The following is a 16,502-nucleotide window of genomic DNA, read 5'->3' on the forward strand; positions in this document are numbered from 1 at the left end:
AATGAAAATAAGAATTTTATTTGTTAGTGCCGGTCTGGCAACTTTGTTTGCCGCGCCGGTATTTGCACAAAAAGGAGAGGTATCGAATGCAAAAAGCGCGTTTGAAACATATGACGCTTTAAGAGCCGCCAACAATGGGCCGCTGGTAAAAAATGCGTTAAGCAAGGCAAAAATTGCTATTGACAAAGCTTCTCAAAACGAAAAAACATCTGCGTTGCCAGAAACTTATGCTTTAAAAGCAGCCATTTACGCGCATGCTGCTATGGCTGATACAATTGAATCTACATCAGCGCCTATTTTTGGTGCTGCAGAAGAAGCATTGGTAAAAGCTAAGGACCTGGACACCAAGAAAGAAAACGACAAATTAATCGCTTCAGCCGAAGCCGCGCTTGCACAAGGCAGGTTAAATGCCGGTGTATCTCTTTACAGAGACAAAAAATATGACGATGCTTATAAGGCTTTTGACGCATCCCAAAAATATTCAAAAGGCGATACCTCCGCCATGTATTATGCGGGTATTTCTGCAGCAGCCGGTAAAAACTATAAAGGCGCCATTGATCAATACAAAAGATTGATTACCACCAATTTTTCTGAAAATGATAAAGTTTACATGGACCTTTCTTCACTTTACCTAACAGAAAAAGACACCGTAAACGCACTTAATGTTGCCGGCGAAGCAGTGAAAAAATTCCCTGCGAATACTGAACTACGTAAAAGAGAGATAGAAATATCTTTACAGGCCGGAAAAGTGCAAGAGGTGCTTGATAAAATTATATCTGCCCTTAAAAACGATCCTAAGAATAAAACCTTATATCTGTATGCAGGTTTAATTTATAGCCAGACTGCTGACGGAAACTCTGCAAAAATTGCTAAAACTAAAGATGCCGCAACTATAGCTGCACTTCAAAAAGATAAAGCAGATAATTATGCCAAAGCCTCTGAGATGTATAAAAAGGCCATTGAGATAGATCCGACTTATTTTGACGCTGTTTTAAACTTGGGCTATGTTACGTTAAACCCGGCTATTGATACTTACAATGCAGCGCAGCAATTGCCTGCAGCTAAACAAAAGGAATATGACGCAGCATTATTAAAAGCTAAAACGCAATTTGATGCCGCGAAACCATACCTTGAAAAAGCAACCGAGCTACAGCCTAATTCTACTGATGCCTGGAAAAACTTAAAAACATATTACATTGGCGTGCAGAATGCTCCTAAAGCCAATGAGATTCAAAAGAAAATTGACGCTATTGAGACCAAGAAATAAAGGGAGAGTAGCTTAAAAATAAAAGCCTGCATATAAACGCAGGCTTTTAAAATCAAATATTACTTAACATAATGTTAATTATGAGAAATAAATATGAGATTTAATTTACTGTGGATTTGTTGCTGCGCCCGGTGCTTTTGTGGTATCAGTTGGTTTTGCAGAACTTGTATCGGCTGGTGCCACTACTGATGGACTGTCAACACTTGGTGAATCTGAACCAACTGTTTCGTTTACGGAACTGCAGCCCGCTGCAATTGACCCGATCATTGCCGCGACTAGCGCGAAACTCAAAATTTGCTTTTTCATGGTATTTCAGTTTTATAATTATCACTTCATCAGTTTAAACAATAACCGTTCCTAAAATTATTGCATAGTATTTTACAGGTTAAACATATTTTTCGCATATTTAGCTGTAATGGTAGTTTCGGCGGGCTTATTAAAGTGGGTACTGCGGTTTTATCCGCCGCTTTTTTTCCAGCGTATCTGGGTGGTTAATATTGAAAAGGATTTCAGCGGCTTACAGGTTAATATTAGCAAAAGCATCCTCAATCGCAATTATAACCGGTCAATATTCGGCGGAACAATATTTTCTGCTGCCGATGTTTGTTACCCTGTGCTATTTCATCAGTTATTGAGCCGTAAAGGCTATAAAGTTGCTGTATGGTCAAGATCAGCACATATAGATTTCCTTAAAAAAAGTAACGGGACTATAAAATTTGGCATTAGCTTGTCAGACAAAGATATAAGTGAGGCAGAACAGGTTTTAAATGAACACGGGAAGCATATTAAGTCCTACCCTATTGTTATTTATAATAACAACGGCGATGTTTGTGTTAACGTTATGTGCGAGGTTTACATACGCAATTTAAATTTTAAAAAATCCAGAAATGAACAAGGTGTACATGAATGACGAGGTATTCATTAATAATGGGTTTTCCATCTCTACAGATAACAGCCTGCTTGACATAGATCTTATTTACAATTACCTGGATAAAGACTCCTATTGGGCCAATGGCATACCCTTTGAAAAACTGGAGCGTTCTATTAACAATTCGCTTTGTTTTGGGTTATATTATAAACAAAAACAAATTGGTTTTGCCCGCGTGGTAACAGACAAAGCCGTGTTTGGTTACCTGGCTGATGTTTTTATACTGCCTGAGCACCGGAAAAAAGGCTTATCCAAATGGCTTGTGCAAACCATTATGGCTCACCCGGACCTACAGGGCCTGCGCCGCTGGAGCCTGGCTACTTTAGACGCTCATGGCCTGTATGCTCAGTTTGGTTTTACAGAACTTACTAATTCTGAAAGATGGATGCAGATATTTACGCCTCACAAGATTGCCGAAAGTTGAATTGATGAACGTTAAAAAACAGATCTTCGAAGGCGAAAGTGTAACGCTCGACTTTAAGAAAACCATTACGAGCTGCGAGAAAATTGCCCGCACCATGGTGTCGTTTGCCAATAATAAGGGCGGGCGGTTGTTTATTGGCGTAGCTGATGATGGTACTATTAAAGGCGTTAAATCTGAAGACGAGGAGCGTTACATGATAACCCGGGCGGCGCACATATTCTCCCGCCCGGCCCTTGAACCACGCTTTGAGGAGGTATATGTGGATGATAAACTTGTTTTAATAGTTGACATAGAAGAAAGCACACTGAAACCCCACTCCGCATTAGCCGAGGATGGCAAATGGTGGGTGTATGTGCGGGTAAAAGATAAAAGTGTTTTGGCAAGTAAAGTGGTGGTTGATGTGTTGAAACGCTCCGCGAGCCCTACCGGTGTTTTTATTTCTTATTCTGAAAAAGAAAAAACATTACTTCAATACCTGGAAAACAATGATCGTATTGATGTTAAACAGCTCTGCGAGCTGATAAAAGTGGGCCGCCGCGCGGCCCAGCGTTTGCTGGTAAATCTGGCCCTATCCGGAATGGTAAAGATCCATACTTCTGAAAAGGAAGAATATTATACCCGGGCCGCATAGCATAAATGCTTATTTTTGCGGATATCTGCTTGCTTCTAAATGAAATTCACCTTTAAAAAATACCGTAATCATTACCGGGATAACCTAACACTGGCTATACCTGTGGTTATTTCGCAGCTGGGGCACACCCTGGTGCATGCTTCTGACAGTATTATTGTGGGGCATTTTGCAGGTACGGTAAGTCTGGCGGCGGTATCATTGGCCAGCAGCATTTTTGTTGTTTTTATGGTGATCGGGATAGGGATCTCCTACGGTTCTACACCATTAATTGCACAACACAACGCCCGGCGTAAATTTAGAGAGTGCGGTTTGCTGCTTTCTAACAGCCTTTTTATAAATATTATTACCGGAATACTGCTCTTTACAATTATCGCCGCAGGTTCTGCCTACGCGCTTGACCATTTGAAGCAAGACCCACAGGTAATAATTCAGGCCAAACCATTTCTGATATTGTTGGGTGTGTCCATCATACCTATGCTTGTTTTTAATACTTTTAAGCAGTTTGCAGAAGGTCTTGGGTTCACCAAACAGGCTATGCTGATATCTATCTGGGGTAACGTGCTTAACATTTGCCTGGGGATAATATTTGTTAAGGGCATGTTCGGCATAAAGCCAATGGGTATTATTGGCGTGGGCTACAGCACACTTATTGACCGCTGTACAATGGCTATAGTAATGGGCATATATGTTTTCCGGTCAAAACATTTTAAGAAGTACCTGAGCCATTTTTCTGTTAAAAATATAGATTGGCGCAGGTGCCGCGAAATATTATCCATTGGCGGACCCGTTGCCATGCAGTACGGCTTTGAAGTGAGCGCCTTTAGCGGTGCCGCCGTAATAATAGGCAGCATAGGGCTGGTGCAATTAGCGGCCCATCAAATTGCTATTAACCTCGCATCAATCACCTATATGATGTCGAGTGGTTTGTCTGCGGCGGCGGCTATCAAATCAGGTAACTACTTCGGCGTGCGCGATCATTCCAATTTGCGCAAATCTGCCAATGCCAGTTACCACGTAGTGATAGGTTTCATGGTGCTAACGGCCATGTTTTTTACGTTTGGAAGTACGTTTTTACCTTGGATATATACTACAGATAAAGCTGTTATAGCTGTTGCAGCACAGTTGCTTATCATTGCAGCAATCTTCCAGTTGTTTGATGGTACACAGGTTATAGGCCTGGGTATATTGCGCGGCATGAGCGATGTTAACATCCCCACTTTAATAACCTTTTTTGCCTATTGGATACTGGGCCTGCCTTTGGGTTGGCTGCTGGGTATCTATTTTGACTGGGGCGTTTCAGGCGTTTGGTATGGCCTTACATTGGGTTTATTGGCTTCGGCCGTTTTGTTGTATATAAGATTTAAGATTATCAGCCACAAACACCGGCAAACCGACAGGATGGCGTTGATAGCGGCGCGAGATTAAAAGTACAGGTCGCCGGCTATTTTAAAAGTTGCGCAATGCGCGTCAACAATATCCTTAATATTGGGCGAGTAGCCCCCTCCCATACTCACCTGAACGGGAATATTGTGATCAAGGGCGGTTTTAAAAACAAACTCATCCCTAAGCTTACAAGCATCAGCACTTAGCGCCAGTTTACCCAACTTGTCGGTTCGCAATACATCAACACCTGATAAATAAAAGATGAAACCGGGCCGGTGTTTTTCAATGAGTTCTGGAAGGGTTTCTTTCAGTATACGCAGATATTCGTCATCGCCGGTACCATCAGGCAGTGCTACGTCCAGATCAGACCTTTCCTTGCGATAGGGAAAATTGTTAGCGCCATGCATGGAGAAAGTAAACACCCTGGGTTCATTCTCAAATATCTGAGCGGTACCATTGCCCTGGTGCACATCTAAATCAATTATTAAAATAAGGAAGGCTAACGTATTATTTAATAAATAATTAGCCGCTATTGCCTGGTCATTCAACAAGCAAAACCCCTCGCCCCAATTGCTACCAGCGTGGTGCGTGCCACCGGCCACGTTAAAAGCCACGCCATGCTTCAAGGCGTGCATGCTTCCGTCAATGGTTCCCTGCGCTATACGGCGTTCACGCTCAACCAAACGGTCTGTTAACGGAAAGCCAATTCGCCTTTGCTCTTTTGGCAATAGGGTCAAATCGCGGAGCTGCCGCCAATAATCGCCATCGTGCGTGGCAAGGATATTTTCTTCGCTTACCTGTGCCGGAGAAAATAAATTATCAACGGTTATAACCCCTTCATGCAGTAATTGAGCCGGGATCAACTCATATTTCAGCATCGGAAAGCGATGGCCTTCCGGCAAGGGATGAGCATATATCGGATCAAAAGCTATTTTAAGCATAAAATAAGTCGGTATAAACCACTTTCTCCATCGCGACAACACGAATGGTCGGCTATAGAGCAAAAGCTCATTTAAAAGCCTTATTCATATTTATTGGGTTTGCTTACATAAGCATCGCCCTTAACAAAAAAACGATAGGGCAAAAGCGCGTCTTCTTTAGCGTAAGCTACGCCAACACGCGGCACAGCGGCAATCTGGTCGGCGGCAAAACTCAGGCCCCTGTCTTCCAGCCATAACGTATCGCTTTGCAAACTAATACCATTTAGTTTTCTGTTGATACCAAATGCCTGCGCTACAGAACCAGGCCCGGCGGTGATGTTTGGCTTTAGCGCTAACATATTGCGGCGGTACAGCATAACCTCCAACCCTTCTGTTGGATGTACGGCCCGGATAAGCACCGCGCGTGGATCGCCCTCGGTAGATGCCACCACATTAAACATTTCGTGTATGCCGTAACACAGGTAAACGTAAGCTACACCACCTGCCTCAAACATGGTTTTAGTACGCGGTGTTAAGCGGCCGCCATAGCTATGTGCAGCCTTATCATTTATGCCATTATAAGCTTCTGTTTCAACAATGTATCCTCCACTAATTACACCATCAATACAAGTAAATAAATACTTGCCTAATAGCTCCCGTGCAACAGTAACAACGTCTTCCCGTTGGTAAAATGCTAAAGGTAATTTCATTTCTTTCGCAAAATTCCTTTCAATATTTTGTTGATCTCTTTAGCCTTATCAAATATCATAATGTGGGTTCCGCCTTTTACAAGGGTAGTATTCTTTATTCGTTTGTAATTAAATACCCTGTCCTTGTCGCCAATAATATGGTAAACATTGGGCGGTACAGTTGTGTTTTTCCATTTTAATACCGCTCCCATAGCCCATTTCAGAAATTTGGGTGATGATTTACTCAACATATCCTTGAACAACCAAAGCTGCTGTGGCGACATGCCGCCAAATATTGGCCGGATGGTTACCCCCATTCGCGTATAAATTTTACCGGGGATAATTTTATATAACGGCAGCATTTTAAAGAATGAAAAATAACCCGGCGCCTCATCAATTGTCTTGATGCTTGATATCAGGATCACCTTATTAAGCGGTATCAACTTGGCTATCTCAATGGCTATCATTCCGCCTAACGAGTTACCAATTACAATAGAATTATAGGTTATATTATATTGTTTAATAAGCTTTTGTGCATAGGTTGTTAAAGTGTCACTTATATCCGGGTTTATCCAGTCTACCGGTATCACTTCGTCCTCGTCCGGCAGTTCTATATTGTTGTATATACGGGTATCGGCACCCATACCGGCAATTAAAAATATCTTACTCATTAAAACTGATCAGCTTTAGTATTTCTGTAAGATACCTTTCGTCCGTACTATCAAAGTGTGCTGCATGTTCGCTATCTACATCTAATACGCCCACTACTTCCCCATCTTTAAACAGCAGAAGAACGATCTCAGATACCGAAGCAGAACTGCATGCAATATGACCGAGAAATTCATTTACATCCGGAACAATAATAGTTTGCTGCTGCTGCCAGGCAGCGCCGCACACGCCTTTGCCCTTTTTAATGCGTGTACAGGCCACAGGACCTTGAAACGGCCCCAACACCAATTCACCGTGCTTCACCATGTAAAAACCCACCCAGAGCCATTTAAATTGCTCTTTTAAGGCAGCGCATATATTACCCAGGTTGGCAACCATATCGCTCTCGCCGGTAATTAATGCTTCAATTTGCGGGATAAGTGATGTGTATTGCTCTTCCTTACTTACCGAGGTGCTTATTTGGAGGTCTTCTGCCATAATAACAAAGGTAATTACACCTGCACCAAACTAAATAAGACCAATATCATTTTTAAAAATTTATTTTAGCGCTATTAATAACAAAAAAATGAGAGTAATAGCAGAACTGCCGCACCCCGATTTTAAGATATCCATCTTCAGTATGAACCAAAAGTTTATTGTGAAGATAGAGCGGGGGATACTGGAACAGAGTTATAAAATAGCCGAGATGGATTTGACCGACGGCGTAAACAGTGTTTTTGAATTGCTGGATGAAGAGTTTTTAACAACAGTTGCCGCCCGGTTTAAAGAAATGGCGGTAGATTTTAAGGCTGCGTATAATAGGTACAACTACTAAATTGTAACATTTTGATATATAGCGTTTTATATTTATTATAAATCTCAAACAAAATTTAATTTGGTTACGATAGCTTCAGTTGGGCATCCATACACGCAACAAAATTATATTTTGTTTTAATACATAATTATTTTACTATCAATACATTATGTGTTATTTATTTTATAATAACTTTATATTATACATAAGGCTTGTCGCCACGGTCGATAAGCAGTGACTCAAAGGTCATTTCCGTAAAACTTCATTAACTGCATGGATTTTTTGTTGAGGGGTTTTCAATCGGCAGCGCAGCTTTGGCAGTGGTGTAACAGCGGGTGGGCCGTCATGGTGAGCCTGTCGAACCATAGCGGGCAGGCCTTTACGCTCTACCCTTCCACAAGCTCAGGGTGATAGGTCCGCGTTCAAAAAGCCATCTTGTCGTTGCGAGGTACGAAGCAATCCCACGGAGAAAGGCTGAACGCAAAACTCGCGATTGCTTCGTACCTCGCAATAACAGCTTTTTTTATGGTTTAGAAGCGGTTGAATAACTACTCTCGCTCTATTATCGATTAGCGATATTGCTACCGTCCGTTATCTCATAATTCGGTTTAGAGCCGTCTGTTGCCAGAACATTAATAAACTTTAGGTTGGTAGCATCCTTTATTACTATCCTGCCGTCTTTAGGCATTATTATGTTTTCAAACGTTACATCGTTAAGTTGATGCCCTGCCTGTTTAAAACCGTTCAGATCCATAACAGATTGCCGCAAATTAGCCCGCGACAGATCGATATTACGGAAAGTGAAATGCTCAAACATCGGTTCGGCAGCGGCTGCAGCGCCATCGTTGTTATAACCTAACTTAGAATAAATGGTAATCCGCAGCAGCTGGCAATCGGCAACGGTTACGTTGCGTACATAACCTCCCCGCTCCTTCGTCCCTTTTATCTGCATGCCATACAGCAGGCTTCCTGTTTTACAATCCTGCACCAGCACACCATCTACCCCACCAGACATTTCGCTGCCAATGGAAATACCGTGCCCTGCAAGAAAATCGCAATCGGTAATGCGCACATTGGTTGTAGGCCGGGCAATTTTATCTCCCTCCGGGTTTTTGCCAGATTTTATTGCGATACAATCGTCGCCGGTAAGGAACGAACAGTTAAAAATGTAGCTATCGTCAGACGAATCAGGGTCAATCCCATCGCCGTTTAACAAGGTGCTGGTAATATTGAGATCATGGCAACTAACGCCCTTGCTGTAAATGTAATGGATCGTCCAGCAAGGCGAATCTTTAATAGTAAGGCCCTGAATATCCACATTCCGGCAGTTCATTAAACAGATCAACCGTCCGCGACCGCGCAAACCCGACTTGGCTATCATTGCCTTACCCAGCGGATCGCCGCCACCGCTTAGAGTACCTTCGCCCCTAATGGTCAGTTGTTCTACCACATAACCGCCTTTGCTGTTCATTTTACCGGCGTTAAGCAAACTGGCATAGGTCTCCAGTTCCCAGCCTTCAAAACGGTTTTTATAAAAAGGCAGGTAATCTGCATCATTAGTACTGCCTTTTAGCGTGGCTCCCCTGGCTATATCAAGCGTCATTTTACTTTTTAGATACAGTGCACCGCTTATAAAGGTACCTGATGGTATTAGCACTGTACCACCTGCCGGGCAGACATCAATGGCTGCCTGTATGGCTTTGGTGTTTAACGTCGTGCCATCACCTTTGGCACCAAATGTAAGTACGTTGAGTATTTTGCCCTGCGCGGTTGTTTTAAATTTTACCATAAGCCCTGTGGGCCTAAACTTGCCATCCTTACCTTCCGCGCTTATCTCGCAGGTATAGTTGGTTAAAGGTGATAAGTTTTTAAACCTGAAATTGCACCGTGTGGACATGGCTATGTCCTTTTTATTAACAATAAGATGATAGCTTGCGATATCGGCGCTGTTAACGGGTTTATCCCACACTACTGTTGCTGACGTAGCGGTTAAAGTGCCGGGAGCGACCAGTATTTTTTTGGGCGATTCTGCAAATGCCGTTGTTGTTAAGCATAACGCGGCTAAAACGAAAGATATTTTCATTGGAAGTGTAATTGGTTGCAGCTAAAATAGGTAATTATCTCTTTAAATAGTTGACCACTAAATATCTCGATACTATCTAATCAAGTTAATCGATCGAACGAATTTTAATGCAGAACATCAAATGTCCAATATCGAATAATGAAGTATAAACTAAGCAATAGCATGCGTCGTAGACGCAAAAGGTCGGTAGAAAATAGGAAAATGAACGTAGCATGCCGTAGGTATGCTTCCTAAGTATCGTACCTACGGCACGTTTTTTTCGTTTCTATTTGCTACCGACTTTTAGCTCCTTACGGAGCTTCATTAACTTGATGACATTGCTGGATGGGCCGAGAAAGCAAACTCGTTCCAAGGGAACTTCTGGTTGGTAGTTTATTAAAAAGAAATTTACGTTCCGGCGGGAACGATTGATGTATTGTGGATTTGTAGGGGTAATGGCCTTATACCGCTAATCCCCGTCTTTCTCAAACTTCCTGATCAACCTGTGAACGCTGGTATAATACACATTGGTTTGCGCAGAAATGGTACGCACGCTGTGCCCCTGTTTGTGCAGCAACAAAATGCGTTCCTCCATGTCGCGGCGCTGCTGTTGGTTATAATGCTGCAGATGGGCCGCCTCGTTATCAAACCCATTAAAATCAAATTTTAAAAAGCTGCCCTGCTTTACAATGCTGCAAAGGCTTACATTTTCTTGTCCGTAATACTGCCTGCCGCTGCGTTGTTTTATCTGTTTAAGATAGCGGGTGCCCGCGGTGGTCTGACTTTCGCCAATGGCGAAGGCACTATCAGCAAAATTGAGCAGCATTTTGCTGCCTTGCAGATCATTGCGTGTTATAGGGCGGGCCTGGTTACGCTTGGGCGTGTGGGCCAGCACCAGGATAGACAACTGATACCTGTTTTTGATGGCCTGCAGGTTCCGCATCAGCGTTATGGCACTCTCGGCAGCCTGGGTGCTGCTTCCATGCAGGTAATATTATCTAAAATAATTGTACGCGCCTTGCTTGTTATAATGATGTTTTCGAGCGCGTTAGTCATGTACTCGGCGTAATTTTTAAAGCGCCCGGCTCCTACGGCATCCGGATTTAGAACTACCCGGTAAAAATTGCTGTTAAACGCATAACGGCCATTACTGTTACTGGTATACCTGCTTTCAAACTGCGCGGCGCTTAGTTCAAAATCAAAATAAAGTACAGGCTCGGGCGGTAGTTCGGCGCCAAGTTGTTCAATCGCTTCGCCGCCGGCCAATGCATTGCCTATTTGCACTGCCAGTATTGATTTGCCCACATTGGTATCAGCAAAAAGGATGCAAAGCTCTCCCCTATACCAAAAATCGCCAAAAAGCTTATCGGGCGACGAGCATGTTGCGCCGGGCGTAAGCCAGTCGGCAGCCGGACGCATGATAAATGCGTCTTTATTGTCGATTTCAGGCTGATTGAGTTCTTTTGTTAATTGCTTTTTTTGTTTGGCGGTTAAAGCGCCGCGCGCCATATCTCTTATCAGTTCTATTTCTGCGGGGCGAGATGGGTAAAGGGCTGCATATCTGTGATCCATATTTTAAGGTTTTACGCAAGGTAAGTATCTTATAAATCACAAATGGTGACACTACTTTGTCAGTAGTGAGTGGCAAGTGTTTAGGATGACGAAGGTTTTCCGGGATGTTAACTCCTAATTAGGTGTTGCAAAAAAGTGTCAATTTTTGCGAATCACAATACTTTGATAATCAAATATTTGATGGCCTATTACAGCTAAACGTCCTGACGAATAAGTGTGTTGCAAAGTGTTGCATGTTTAAACTTATAATAGTTGTAAAAACTTAATAATCAAATAGATATAAAAACTGCTGTTGCAGGTGTTGCAAAGTGTTGCCAATATTTCTGCAACAGCGCGCGCTATGGTTGTGCCAATAACTGAGCTACTAACCCCGGGATACCAGCGGTTGCCCTCTCCTCTATTTTGATGAGATTATTAACCCGCACATCCGGAATAACAGGATCGACAATATATTTAACAACCGCCCGCGGCACAGCGTTGATCAACCCGGCGGCCGGGTAAACCGCCAGCGAAGAACCGATCAGGATAAACAGATCACCAGCCGCGCATAAACGGATAGCCGGTTCTATCATAGGTACCGCCTCGCCAAACCAAACCACATGCGCCCGCAGTTGCGAGCCTAATTCGCACGTCTCTCCCATCTTTAACTCCCAACCCTCAATAGGGTAAGTGAGCTCAGGATTAATGCTCGACTGCGAGCGCGTAATAACCCCATGCAAATGCATTACATTACCGGAGCCCGCCCGCTCATGCAGATCATCTATGTTTTGGGTAATGATGGTAACATCGAATTTATCTTCCAGCGCCACCAGCGCTGTATGCGCGGCGTTGGGTGCGGCTTCTAAAACCCCTTTGCGCCGCATGTTGTAAAAGTTTTGCACCAGCGCGGGATTGGCTGCCCAAGCCTCGGGGGTAGCTACATCCTCAATGCGGTGACCCTCCCACAGGCCGTCGCTTCCTCTAAAGGTTTGCAGACCGCTCTCGGCACTTATCCCGGCACCCGTTAAAACAACTATCTTCTTTTTCATTATTCCAATTTCATAAAAAAAGCGACCAGTTGGCTGGTCGCTTTAAAATATCATCTAACGCTGATCTTACAAGGCCAGTTCGGTGCGGTTGCGTAATGCGCCGTACTTCTTTTTAGCCAATTCAAATCCGCCAAAAAGTATCAGGCCAAATACGGCATCTCCCAGCAGCATATTCTTTTCAAACGGAATGGCGGCAATTAACGCCGCGCCATAGCCCGCCAAAGTTTTAGGGTACAAACCGCCCGCATCATTTATCCACGGCATGTCCATAATCAGCCAGTGTATAGTTACCGGCGCTAACAGAATGATCAGCGAGCTAACAATGTTCAGGTTTTTAATACGCGATCCTATAAATACCATCATGCAGAAGCACACACAGTTCCAAAAGGTATCGCCGGTAAAAAATATCCAGCTGTTGGTATAAAAATGATTAATAACCACATCGCTTGCATAAAGCGATAGTAACACCACAACGTATGCTTTCCATTTATCAGTAAAGTAAACCCCGCCAAACATGGCTATCGCCCCAACCGGACTAAAGTTACTCATCCACTTATACTCATAGCTTACAAAGCGCATGGCAGTGGCTGCCACTATCATCAAAATAAGAATCAGGGTACGGGTGTTAATTTTCTCTAATGACATAATTGAAATTGATGGAGTAAAATTAGTTATTTATCGCATTAAATAAAACGGCAATAGCTTACTTGTTGATAAAGGCTATTTTACCGGGAATGATGCCTGTGGTAACTGAATAAGCCATTTTACCCGTTACATCATAAACATATAAACTACCATTAGATGAATAGTCCTTTGCATCAGCAATAAATATCTGATTGGTCAACTTATCAAATGCCAAAGCAAATGGTGTTGTAACAGTTGTGGCATCGGTAATAAAATTGGCGCGTTCCATGGTCTGTGTTTTAGCGTTGAACATGGCTATCTTATTATCAGCCGTTGGGAAGTAAACAAAATCGCCTTGCGCCAAAATAGGTACGCTGTAGCCTAAACTTACAGCAGGCTTTGATCTGACTACATCCGTTTGCGCATTTATTACAGTCATACCCGGGTCAATAGGCGGATGGGTAGCGTCTCCTCCATAATTACCCATTGACAGCACGTATATATTGTTGTAGCTATCCGCAGCTAAACTTACCGGGTTATCGGTAACAGTTATTTTTTTAGTTTCGGCAAGGGTAGTTAAATCAATAACAGATACCGTTTTATCAAAATTGTAGCTAAAATCAAGTCCGCCTGAATTTGCCACATATAACTTGCCGTTTGATATTGCCATTTGCTCTGGGTTACGCCCAACGGTAATGGTTTTAGTAATAGTAAGCGATGCAGTGTCAATAACAGAAACTGTTCCGTTGTATGATGTTACAAAGGCATTCTTATCATAAAACACAACAAAGCGGGGTTGGGCAATGGTTATCTGCTTGTTTAATTTGGCTGTTTTAGCATCTGCAATAGTTACGCGGTTTGAGTTGTTAACAACGATATACATTTTGCTTCCGTAAATACCAACATCATTCCCGGTATCGCCCAGTTTAACGCCGTTAGAAGATTGATAAATGTCGGGGTTGGTAGTTTTGTCGCGGTAATCATAATAACTTAACGTGCTGTTATTCTGATTAAAATTGCCCTGGCTAAGCACATAAACGCCCTGGGTTGGAAGCCTAAACTCCGGATCTTTATCTTTTTTACACGATGCCAGTAGGCTAACAAAGGCTAAGGTAATTAACAGGTAGTTGAGTTTAAATTGTTTCATGGTTATTTATTAGATAGTTATTTGAAATGAAATTCTGAATGATCTGCCGGGCATAGGGTAACTGCGCACTACCACATAATTTTCGTTATACAGGTTATTTACCTCTGCCGAAACCAATATGGGCAACCGCCTATATTTCCCTTTATAAACCAACGACAGATCAGCCAATGCATAAGCCGGCAGATACTCGTCTTTGTAATAACTGTTGTTGTTATTATAAAAGCGCAACGAAGAGAACATCTGGTTATAATACAACCCCCAACCCTTTCTGCTAACCCCTACATTTAAATTAACAAGATGCTGCGGCGTATAAGGCAATTGATTTTTATAGGTTGACTCCGTAGGAAAACTAAAATTCATTGCCCGCTGATAGGAATAGTTAAGGGCCAGTAAACCCTTGTATAGCTTGCCCATGTTACTTTCTGTACGAATGCCGATATCTGCCCCTACTCCTTCCGTTTTATCTATATTTTGCGCGGAGCCTGAATACACATTAGGCGTGTATATTATTTTGTCTTTTACCTTATTGTAATACACATCGGCAGTTATTGAAAGATACTCCACCGCGCCGAAAAGGTTTTTACTGTAGGTAAGCCCGGCATCCAGCTGATCAACAAACTCCGGTTTTAATTTAGTGTTGGTTATAAAATTGTAATACAGCTCATTAAAGGTTGGCACGCGGAATATATTCTTGTAAAATACCCTAACAGTTAACGGATCATTGATCTTGTAATTGGCCATCAAAGTTGGCGAGAATACGTTACGGCTGGGAATGGTGGTGCCGGTAGCCACGCTTTCATTAATATTGCTGTTGAGCAAACTTCCCTGTAACGTTAGCTTACCCAATTTAACATTAGTAGCCAATACATTTAACACCGTAGTGCGTGTGGGATATTTAAATGATGGCAGGTTAGCAGTCATATTATTTATAACCAGGTCGGCAGCGTAAGATACTTCCCAGTTTTTGGCGATGATATAAGCCAGCGAAGCCGATTGATAAAACTCCTGCTGACGGAAATGCTGATCTAAAAAGCCGGCAGCGTTAAAAAACTGCGGATTATAATAATGCAGGTAGTTGTTGGCATACTTAGCATTTACAAGCAGCCGGAAGCCGTTGGCCCAACTTTTTTGATAGCCTGACTGCGCAAAAAAATCATTGTTCCACAGCCGTTGCCCTTCCGGGGTGGGCACATATAACACAACCGCCCCCGGCAGGCCTCTGTTGGCATGGTAATAATTTACCCGCAGGCTAAACTTGCTGCTATCCGTACCCATCCAATAAGCCGCGCCATCAATTTGTTGTATTTTAACATCGGCGGCTACCCTGTCTTTACGCACATTATTAATGCCATCGTTTTCGGTATAAGGATATTTACCATTCGCGTTTTCGGTATATCCGTTAACAATAAACGACCATTGATTGCTCAAACGCTGCTGCCATTGCATGTAAGGGTTCATCAAACCAAATGACCCGGCTTTTATCCCCGCCGTAATTGAATAAGGTTTCTCTGCTGTCAGATCAGGTTTTATTGTTTTTATAGACAACACGCTTGCCGAAGCAAATGATCTTGCAGGCTGATTAATATCTGATGGCTGGCCGTTGTAAAGCGCTATCTCCTGAACGTTGTTTAGATTAAACTTGCTCAGGTCGATTTGTCCGTTCTCGGCATCGTTAATTTGTATTCCGTCCAGCAACACTGCGGTGTGGTTAGCGCCAAGGCCACGTACCGAAACGGTTTTTAAGCCGCCCACGCCGCCGTAATCTTTAACAGCCACCCCCGAAAAGCCACGAATAGCATCGGCTACGTTAAACGCGCCATAACGGATAAATTGTTCGGCTTTAATTTGCTGGGCGGGTGTTATGCTTTTCAACATTTCAGTCCGTGATGAGGAGATGGTAACCTCCCTAAGTTTTCTGGTAGTGTCTGATTGTGCTAAGGCCTGATGAAAGGGTAATACAGCCAATACCCACGCCAGTTTGCAGGTTACTGATTTTACACACGGTATTACTGATTTTTTCACGCTTACAAATAAAACTTACAGCGCAGGGGAAAGGATACGTCAGAATGAGAACACGCCGATAATTGGCGTATTTCACATCCAAGCTTCAATCCCCGAAAGCTGTGAATTAATATGGCTATGGGCAGGTCTTCTGACTTGCTCCCCTCCTGTCCGGCCTTCCCATCCCTTAGTTAAAGGATAGTGACCAATTGATTGGACGTTTGGTTATGGAGCTTACAGCTGCGGGACAGTTACAGATTTACACTGTATTCCCTTTTAATTCCTGACGATTGTTATCTGGCAGGAAACCTAAAGCATGGCAAATGTACAATAAGTATCCATGGCAAACAACCTGTTTTATCTC

General features: G+C 43.0%; 18 protein-coding genes and 1 riboswitch. Of the genes, 6 read left to right on the forward strand and 12 right to left on the reverse strand.

Translation table 11 applies throughout. The features are described from left to right. Position 1 precedes the first annotated feature (1 nt). Complete coding sequence (locus tag ACFQZS_RS04880) at positions 2-1,267, forward strand: tetratricopeptide repeat protein (RefSeq protein ID WP_377097847.1); 1,266 nt, start codon at positions 2-4, stop codon at positions 1,265-1,267. 105 nt (positions 1,268-1,372) lie between these two features. Here ACFQZS_RS04880 and ACFQZS_RS04885 read toward each other — a convergent pair whose 3' ends face one another. After that, on the reverse strand, positions 1,373-1,573 hold the full coding sequence (locus tag ACFQZS_RS04885) for a hypothetical protein (protein WP_377097849.1): 201 nt from the start codon (positions 1,571-1,573) through the stop codon (positions 1,373-1,375). Positions 1,574-1,682: 109 nt separating this feature from the next. Here ACFQZS_RS04885 and ACFQZS_RS04890 point away from each other — a divergent pair, with 109 nt between their 5' ends. The 4 genes from ACFQZS_RS04890 to ACFQZS_RS04905 are packed head-to-tail and all read left to right on the forward strand — an operon-like array spanning position 1,683 to position 4,675. After that, positions 1,683-2,177, forward strand: a complete 495-nt coding sequence (locus tag ACFQZS_RS04890; RefSeq protein ID WP_377097851.1) for a DUF4442 domain-containing protein — start codon at positions 1,683-1,685, stop codon at positions 2,175-2,177. Then, positions 2,155-2,619: a GNAT family N-acetyltransferase gene (locus tag ACFQZS_RS04895; protein WP_377097853.1), complete on the forward strand. Its 465-nt coding sequence runs from the start codon at positions 2,155-2,157 to the stop codon at positions 2,617-2,619. The genes ACFQZS_RS04890 and ACFQZS_RS04895 overlap by 23 nt, the downstream gene beginning before the upstream one ends. A gap of 4 nt (positions 2,620-2,623) precedes the next feature. Beyond that, complete coding sequence (locus ACFQZS_RS04900) at positions 2,624-3,250, forward strand: AlbA family DNA-binding domain-containing protein (protein WP_377097855.1); 627 nt, start codon at positions 2,624-2,626, stop codon at positions 3,248-3,250. A 39-nt stretch (positions 3,251-3,289) separates the two neighbouring features. Further along, complete coding sequence (locus ACFQZS_RS04905; protein WP_377097856.1) at positions 3,290-4,675, forward strand: MATE family efflux transporter; 1,386 nt, start codon at positions 3,290-3,292, stop codon at positions 4,673-4,675. Here ACFQZS_RS04905 and ACFQZS_RS04910 read toward each other — a convergent pair. The 4 genes from ACFQZS_RS04910 to ACFQZS_RS04925 form a co-directional block, all read right to left on the reverse strand. Next, the gene (locus tag ACFQZS_RS04910; protein WP_377097858.1) at positions 4,672-5,574 is read right to left on the reverse strand and encodes a histone deacetylase family protein; all 903 of its coding nucleotides are present in this window, start codon (positions 5,572-5,574) and stop codon (positions 4,672-4,674) included. The two genes, ACFQZS_RS04905 and ACFQZS_RS04910, sit on opposite strands and share 4 nt — an antisense overlap. Positions 5,575-5,654: 80 nt before the next feature. Continuing rightward, positions 5,655-6,263, reverse strand: a complete 609-nt coding sequence (locus tag ACFQZS_RS04915) for a DNA-3-methyladenine glycosylase (protein ID WP_377097861.1) — start codon at positions 6,261-6,263, stop codon at positions 5,655-5,657. Then, entirely contained in the window at positions 6,260-6,913 is a 654-nt protein-coding gene (locus tag ACFQZS_RS04920; protein ID WP_377097863.1) for an alpha/beta hydrolase, read from the reverse strand. The genes ACFQZS_RS04915 and ACFQZS_RS04920 overlap by 4 nt, the downstream gene beginning before the upstream one ends. Further along, positions 6,906-7,388, reverse strand: coding sequence for a GAF domain-containing protein (locus tag ACFQZS_RS04925; RefSeq protein WP_377097865.1), 483 nt, complete (start codon positions 7,386-7,388; stop codon positions 6,906-6,908). Before ACFQZS_RS04925 ends, ACFQZS_RS04920 begins: the two co-directional genes overlap by 8 nt. 88 nt (positions 7,389-7,476) lie before the next feature. Here ACFQZS_RS04925 and ACFQZS_RS04930 point away from each other — a divergent pair, with 88 nt between their 5' ends. Continuing rightward, positions 7,477-7,725, forward strand: coding sequence for a hypothetical protein (locus tag ACFQZS_RS04930; protein WP_377097867.1), 249 nt, complete (start codon positions 7,477-7,479; stop codon positions 7,723-7,725). A gap of 541 nt (positions 7,726-8,266) precedes the next feature. Here ACFQZS_RS04930 and ACFQZS_RS04935 read toward each other — a convergent pair. The 7 genes from ACFQZS_RS04935 to ACFQZS_RS04965 all read right to left on the reverse strand — a co-directional run bounded on the left by ACFQZS_RS04935 (position 8,267) and on the right by ACFQZS_RS04965 (position 16,159). Beyond that, positions 8,267-9,787 (reverse strand): glycosyl hydrolase family 28 protein, encoded by a 1,521-nt coding sequence (locus ACFQZS_RS04935; protein ID WP_377097869.1) that lies wholly within the window; start codon positions 9,785-9,787, stop codon positions 8,267-8,269. Positions 9,788-10,235: 448 nt separating this feature from the next. Continuing rightward, on the reverse strand, positions 10,236-10,709 hold the full coding sequence (locus ACFQZS_RS04940; protein WP_377097871.1) for a helix-turn-helix domain-containing protein: 474 nt from the start codon (positions 10,707-10,709) through the stop codon (positions 10,236-10,238). 5 nt (positions 10,710-10,714) lie between these two features. Further along, entirely contained in the window at positions 10,715-11,338 is a 624-nt protein-coding gene (locus tag ACFQZS_RS04945; protein ID WP_377097873.1) for an AAA family ATPase, read from the reverse strand. A 338-nt stretch (positions 11,339-11,676) separates the two neighbouring features. Beyond that, on the reverse strand, positions 11,677-12,366 hold the full coding sequence (locus ACFQZS_RS04950) for an SIR2 family NAD-dependent protein deacylase (protein WP_377097875.1): 690 nt from the start codon (positions 12,364-12,366) through the stop codon (positions 11,677-11,679). A 66-nt stretch (positions 12,367-12,432) separates the two neighbouring features. After that, positions 12,433-13,011 carry a DUF6580 family putative transport protein gene (locus ACFQZS_RS04955; RefSeq protein ID WP_377097877.1) on the reverse strand — a complete coding sequence of 193 codons (579 nt, stop codon included), beginning with the start codon at positions 13,009-13,011 and terminating at the stop codon, positions 12,433-12,435. Positions 13,012-13,069: 58 nt separating this feature from the next. Continuing rightward, positions 13,070-14,137, reverse strand: a complete 1,068-nt coding sequence (locus ACFQZS_RS04960; RefSeq protein WP_377097879.1) for a YncE family protein — start codon at positions 14,135-14,137, stop codon at positions 13,070-13,072. A 9-nt stretch (positions 14,138-14,146) separates the two neighbouring features. Then, on the reverse strand, positions 14,147-16,159 hold the full coding sequence (locus ACFQZS_RS04965; RefSeq protein WP_377097881.1) for a TonB-dependent receptor plug domain-containing protein: 2,013 nt from the start codon (positions 16,157-16,159) through the stop codon (positions 14,147-14,149). 103 nt (positions 16,160-16,262) lie between these two features. Continuing rightward, positions 16,263-16,466, reverse strand: a riboswitch (cobalamin riboswitch). Positions 16,467-16,502 lie beyond the last annotated feature (36 nt).

Origin of the sequence: Mucilaginibacter calamicampi (assembly GCF_042676765.1) — a bacterium.
In the GTDB taxonomy this organism is placed as follows: Bacteria; Bacteroidota; Bacteroidia; order Sphingobacteriales; family Sphingobacteriaceae; genus Mucilaginibacter; species Mucilaginibacter calamicampi.

Coding starts and splice junctions, on each gene's coding strand:
- ACFQZS_RS04920 (WP_377097863.1), bottom strand. CDS start 6,913: ATGAGTAAGATATTTTTAATTGCCGGTATGGGTGCCGATACCCGTATA.
- ACFQZS_RS04885 (WP_377097849.1), bottom strand. CDS start 1,573: ATGAAAAAGCAAATTTTGAGTTTCGCGCTAGTCGCGGCAATGATCGGG.
- ACFQZS_RS04895 (WP_377097853.1), top strand. CDS start 2,155: ATGAACAAGGTGTACATGAATGACGAGGTATTCATTAATAATGGGTTT.
- ACFQZS_RS04910 (WP_377097858.1), bottom strand. CDS start 5,574: ATGCTTAAAATAGCTTTTGATCCGATATATGCTCATCCCTTGCCGGAA.
- ACFQZS_RS04940 (WP_377097871.1), bottom strand. CDS start 10,709: ATGCGGAACCTGCAGGCCATCAAAAACAGGTATCAGTTGTCTATCCTG.
- ACFQZS_RS04915 (WP_377097861.1), bottom strand. CDS start 6,263: ATGAAATTACCTTTAGCATTTTACCAACGGGAAGACGTTGTTACTGTT.
- ACFQZS_RS04945 (WP_377097873.1), bottom strand. CDS start 11,338: ATGGATCACAGATATGCAGCCCTTTACCCATCTCGCCCCGCAGAAATA.
- ACFQZS_RS04950 (WP_377097875.1), bottom strand. CDS start 12,366: ATGAAAAAGAAGATAGTTGTTTTAACGGGTGCCGGGATAAGTGCCGAG.
- ACFQZS_RS04935 (WP_377097869.1), bottom strand. CDS start 9,787: ATGAAAATATCTTTCGTTTTAGCCGCGTTATGCTTAACAACAACGGCA.
- ACFQZS_RS04880 (WP_377097847.1), top strand. CDS start 2: ATGAAAATAAGAATTTTATTTGTTAGTGCCGGTCTGGCAACTTTGTTT.
- ACFQZS_RS04925 (WP_377097865.1), bottom strand. CDS start 7,388: ATGGCAGAAGACCTCCAAATAAGCACCTCGGTAAGTAAGGAAGAGCAA.
- ACFQZS_RS04955 (WP_377097877.1), bottom strand. CDS start 13,011: ATGTCATTAGAGAAAATTAACACCCGTACCCTGATTCTTATTTTGATG.
- ACFQZS_RS04900 (WP_377097855.1), top strand. CDS start 2,624: ATGAACGTTAAAAAACAGATCTTCGAAGGCGAAAGTGTAACGCTCGAC.
- ACFQZS_RS04960 (WP_377097879.1), bottom strand. CDS start 14,137: ATGAAACAATTTAAACTCAACTACCTGTTAATTACCTTAGCCTTTGTT.
- ACFQZS_RS04930 (WP_377097867.1), top strand. CDS start 7,477: ATGAGAGTAATAGCAGAACTGCCGCACCCCGATTTTAAGATATCCATC.
- ACFQZS_RS04905 (WP_377097856.1), top strand. CDS start 3,290: ATGAAATTCACCTTTAAAAAATACCGTAATCATTACCGGGATAACCTA.
- ACFQZS_RS04890 (WP_377097851.1), top strand. CDS start 1,683: ATGGTAGTTTCGGCGGGCTTATTAAAGTGGGTACTGCGGTTTTATCCG.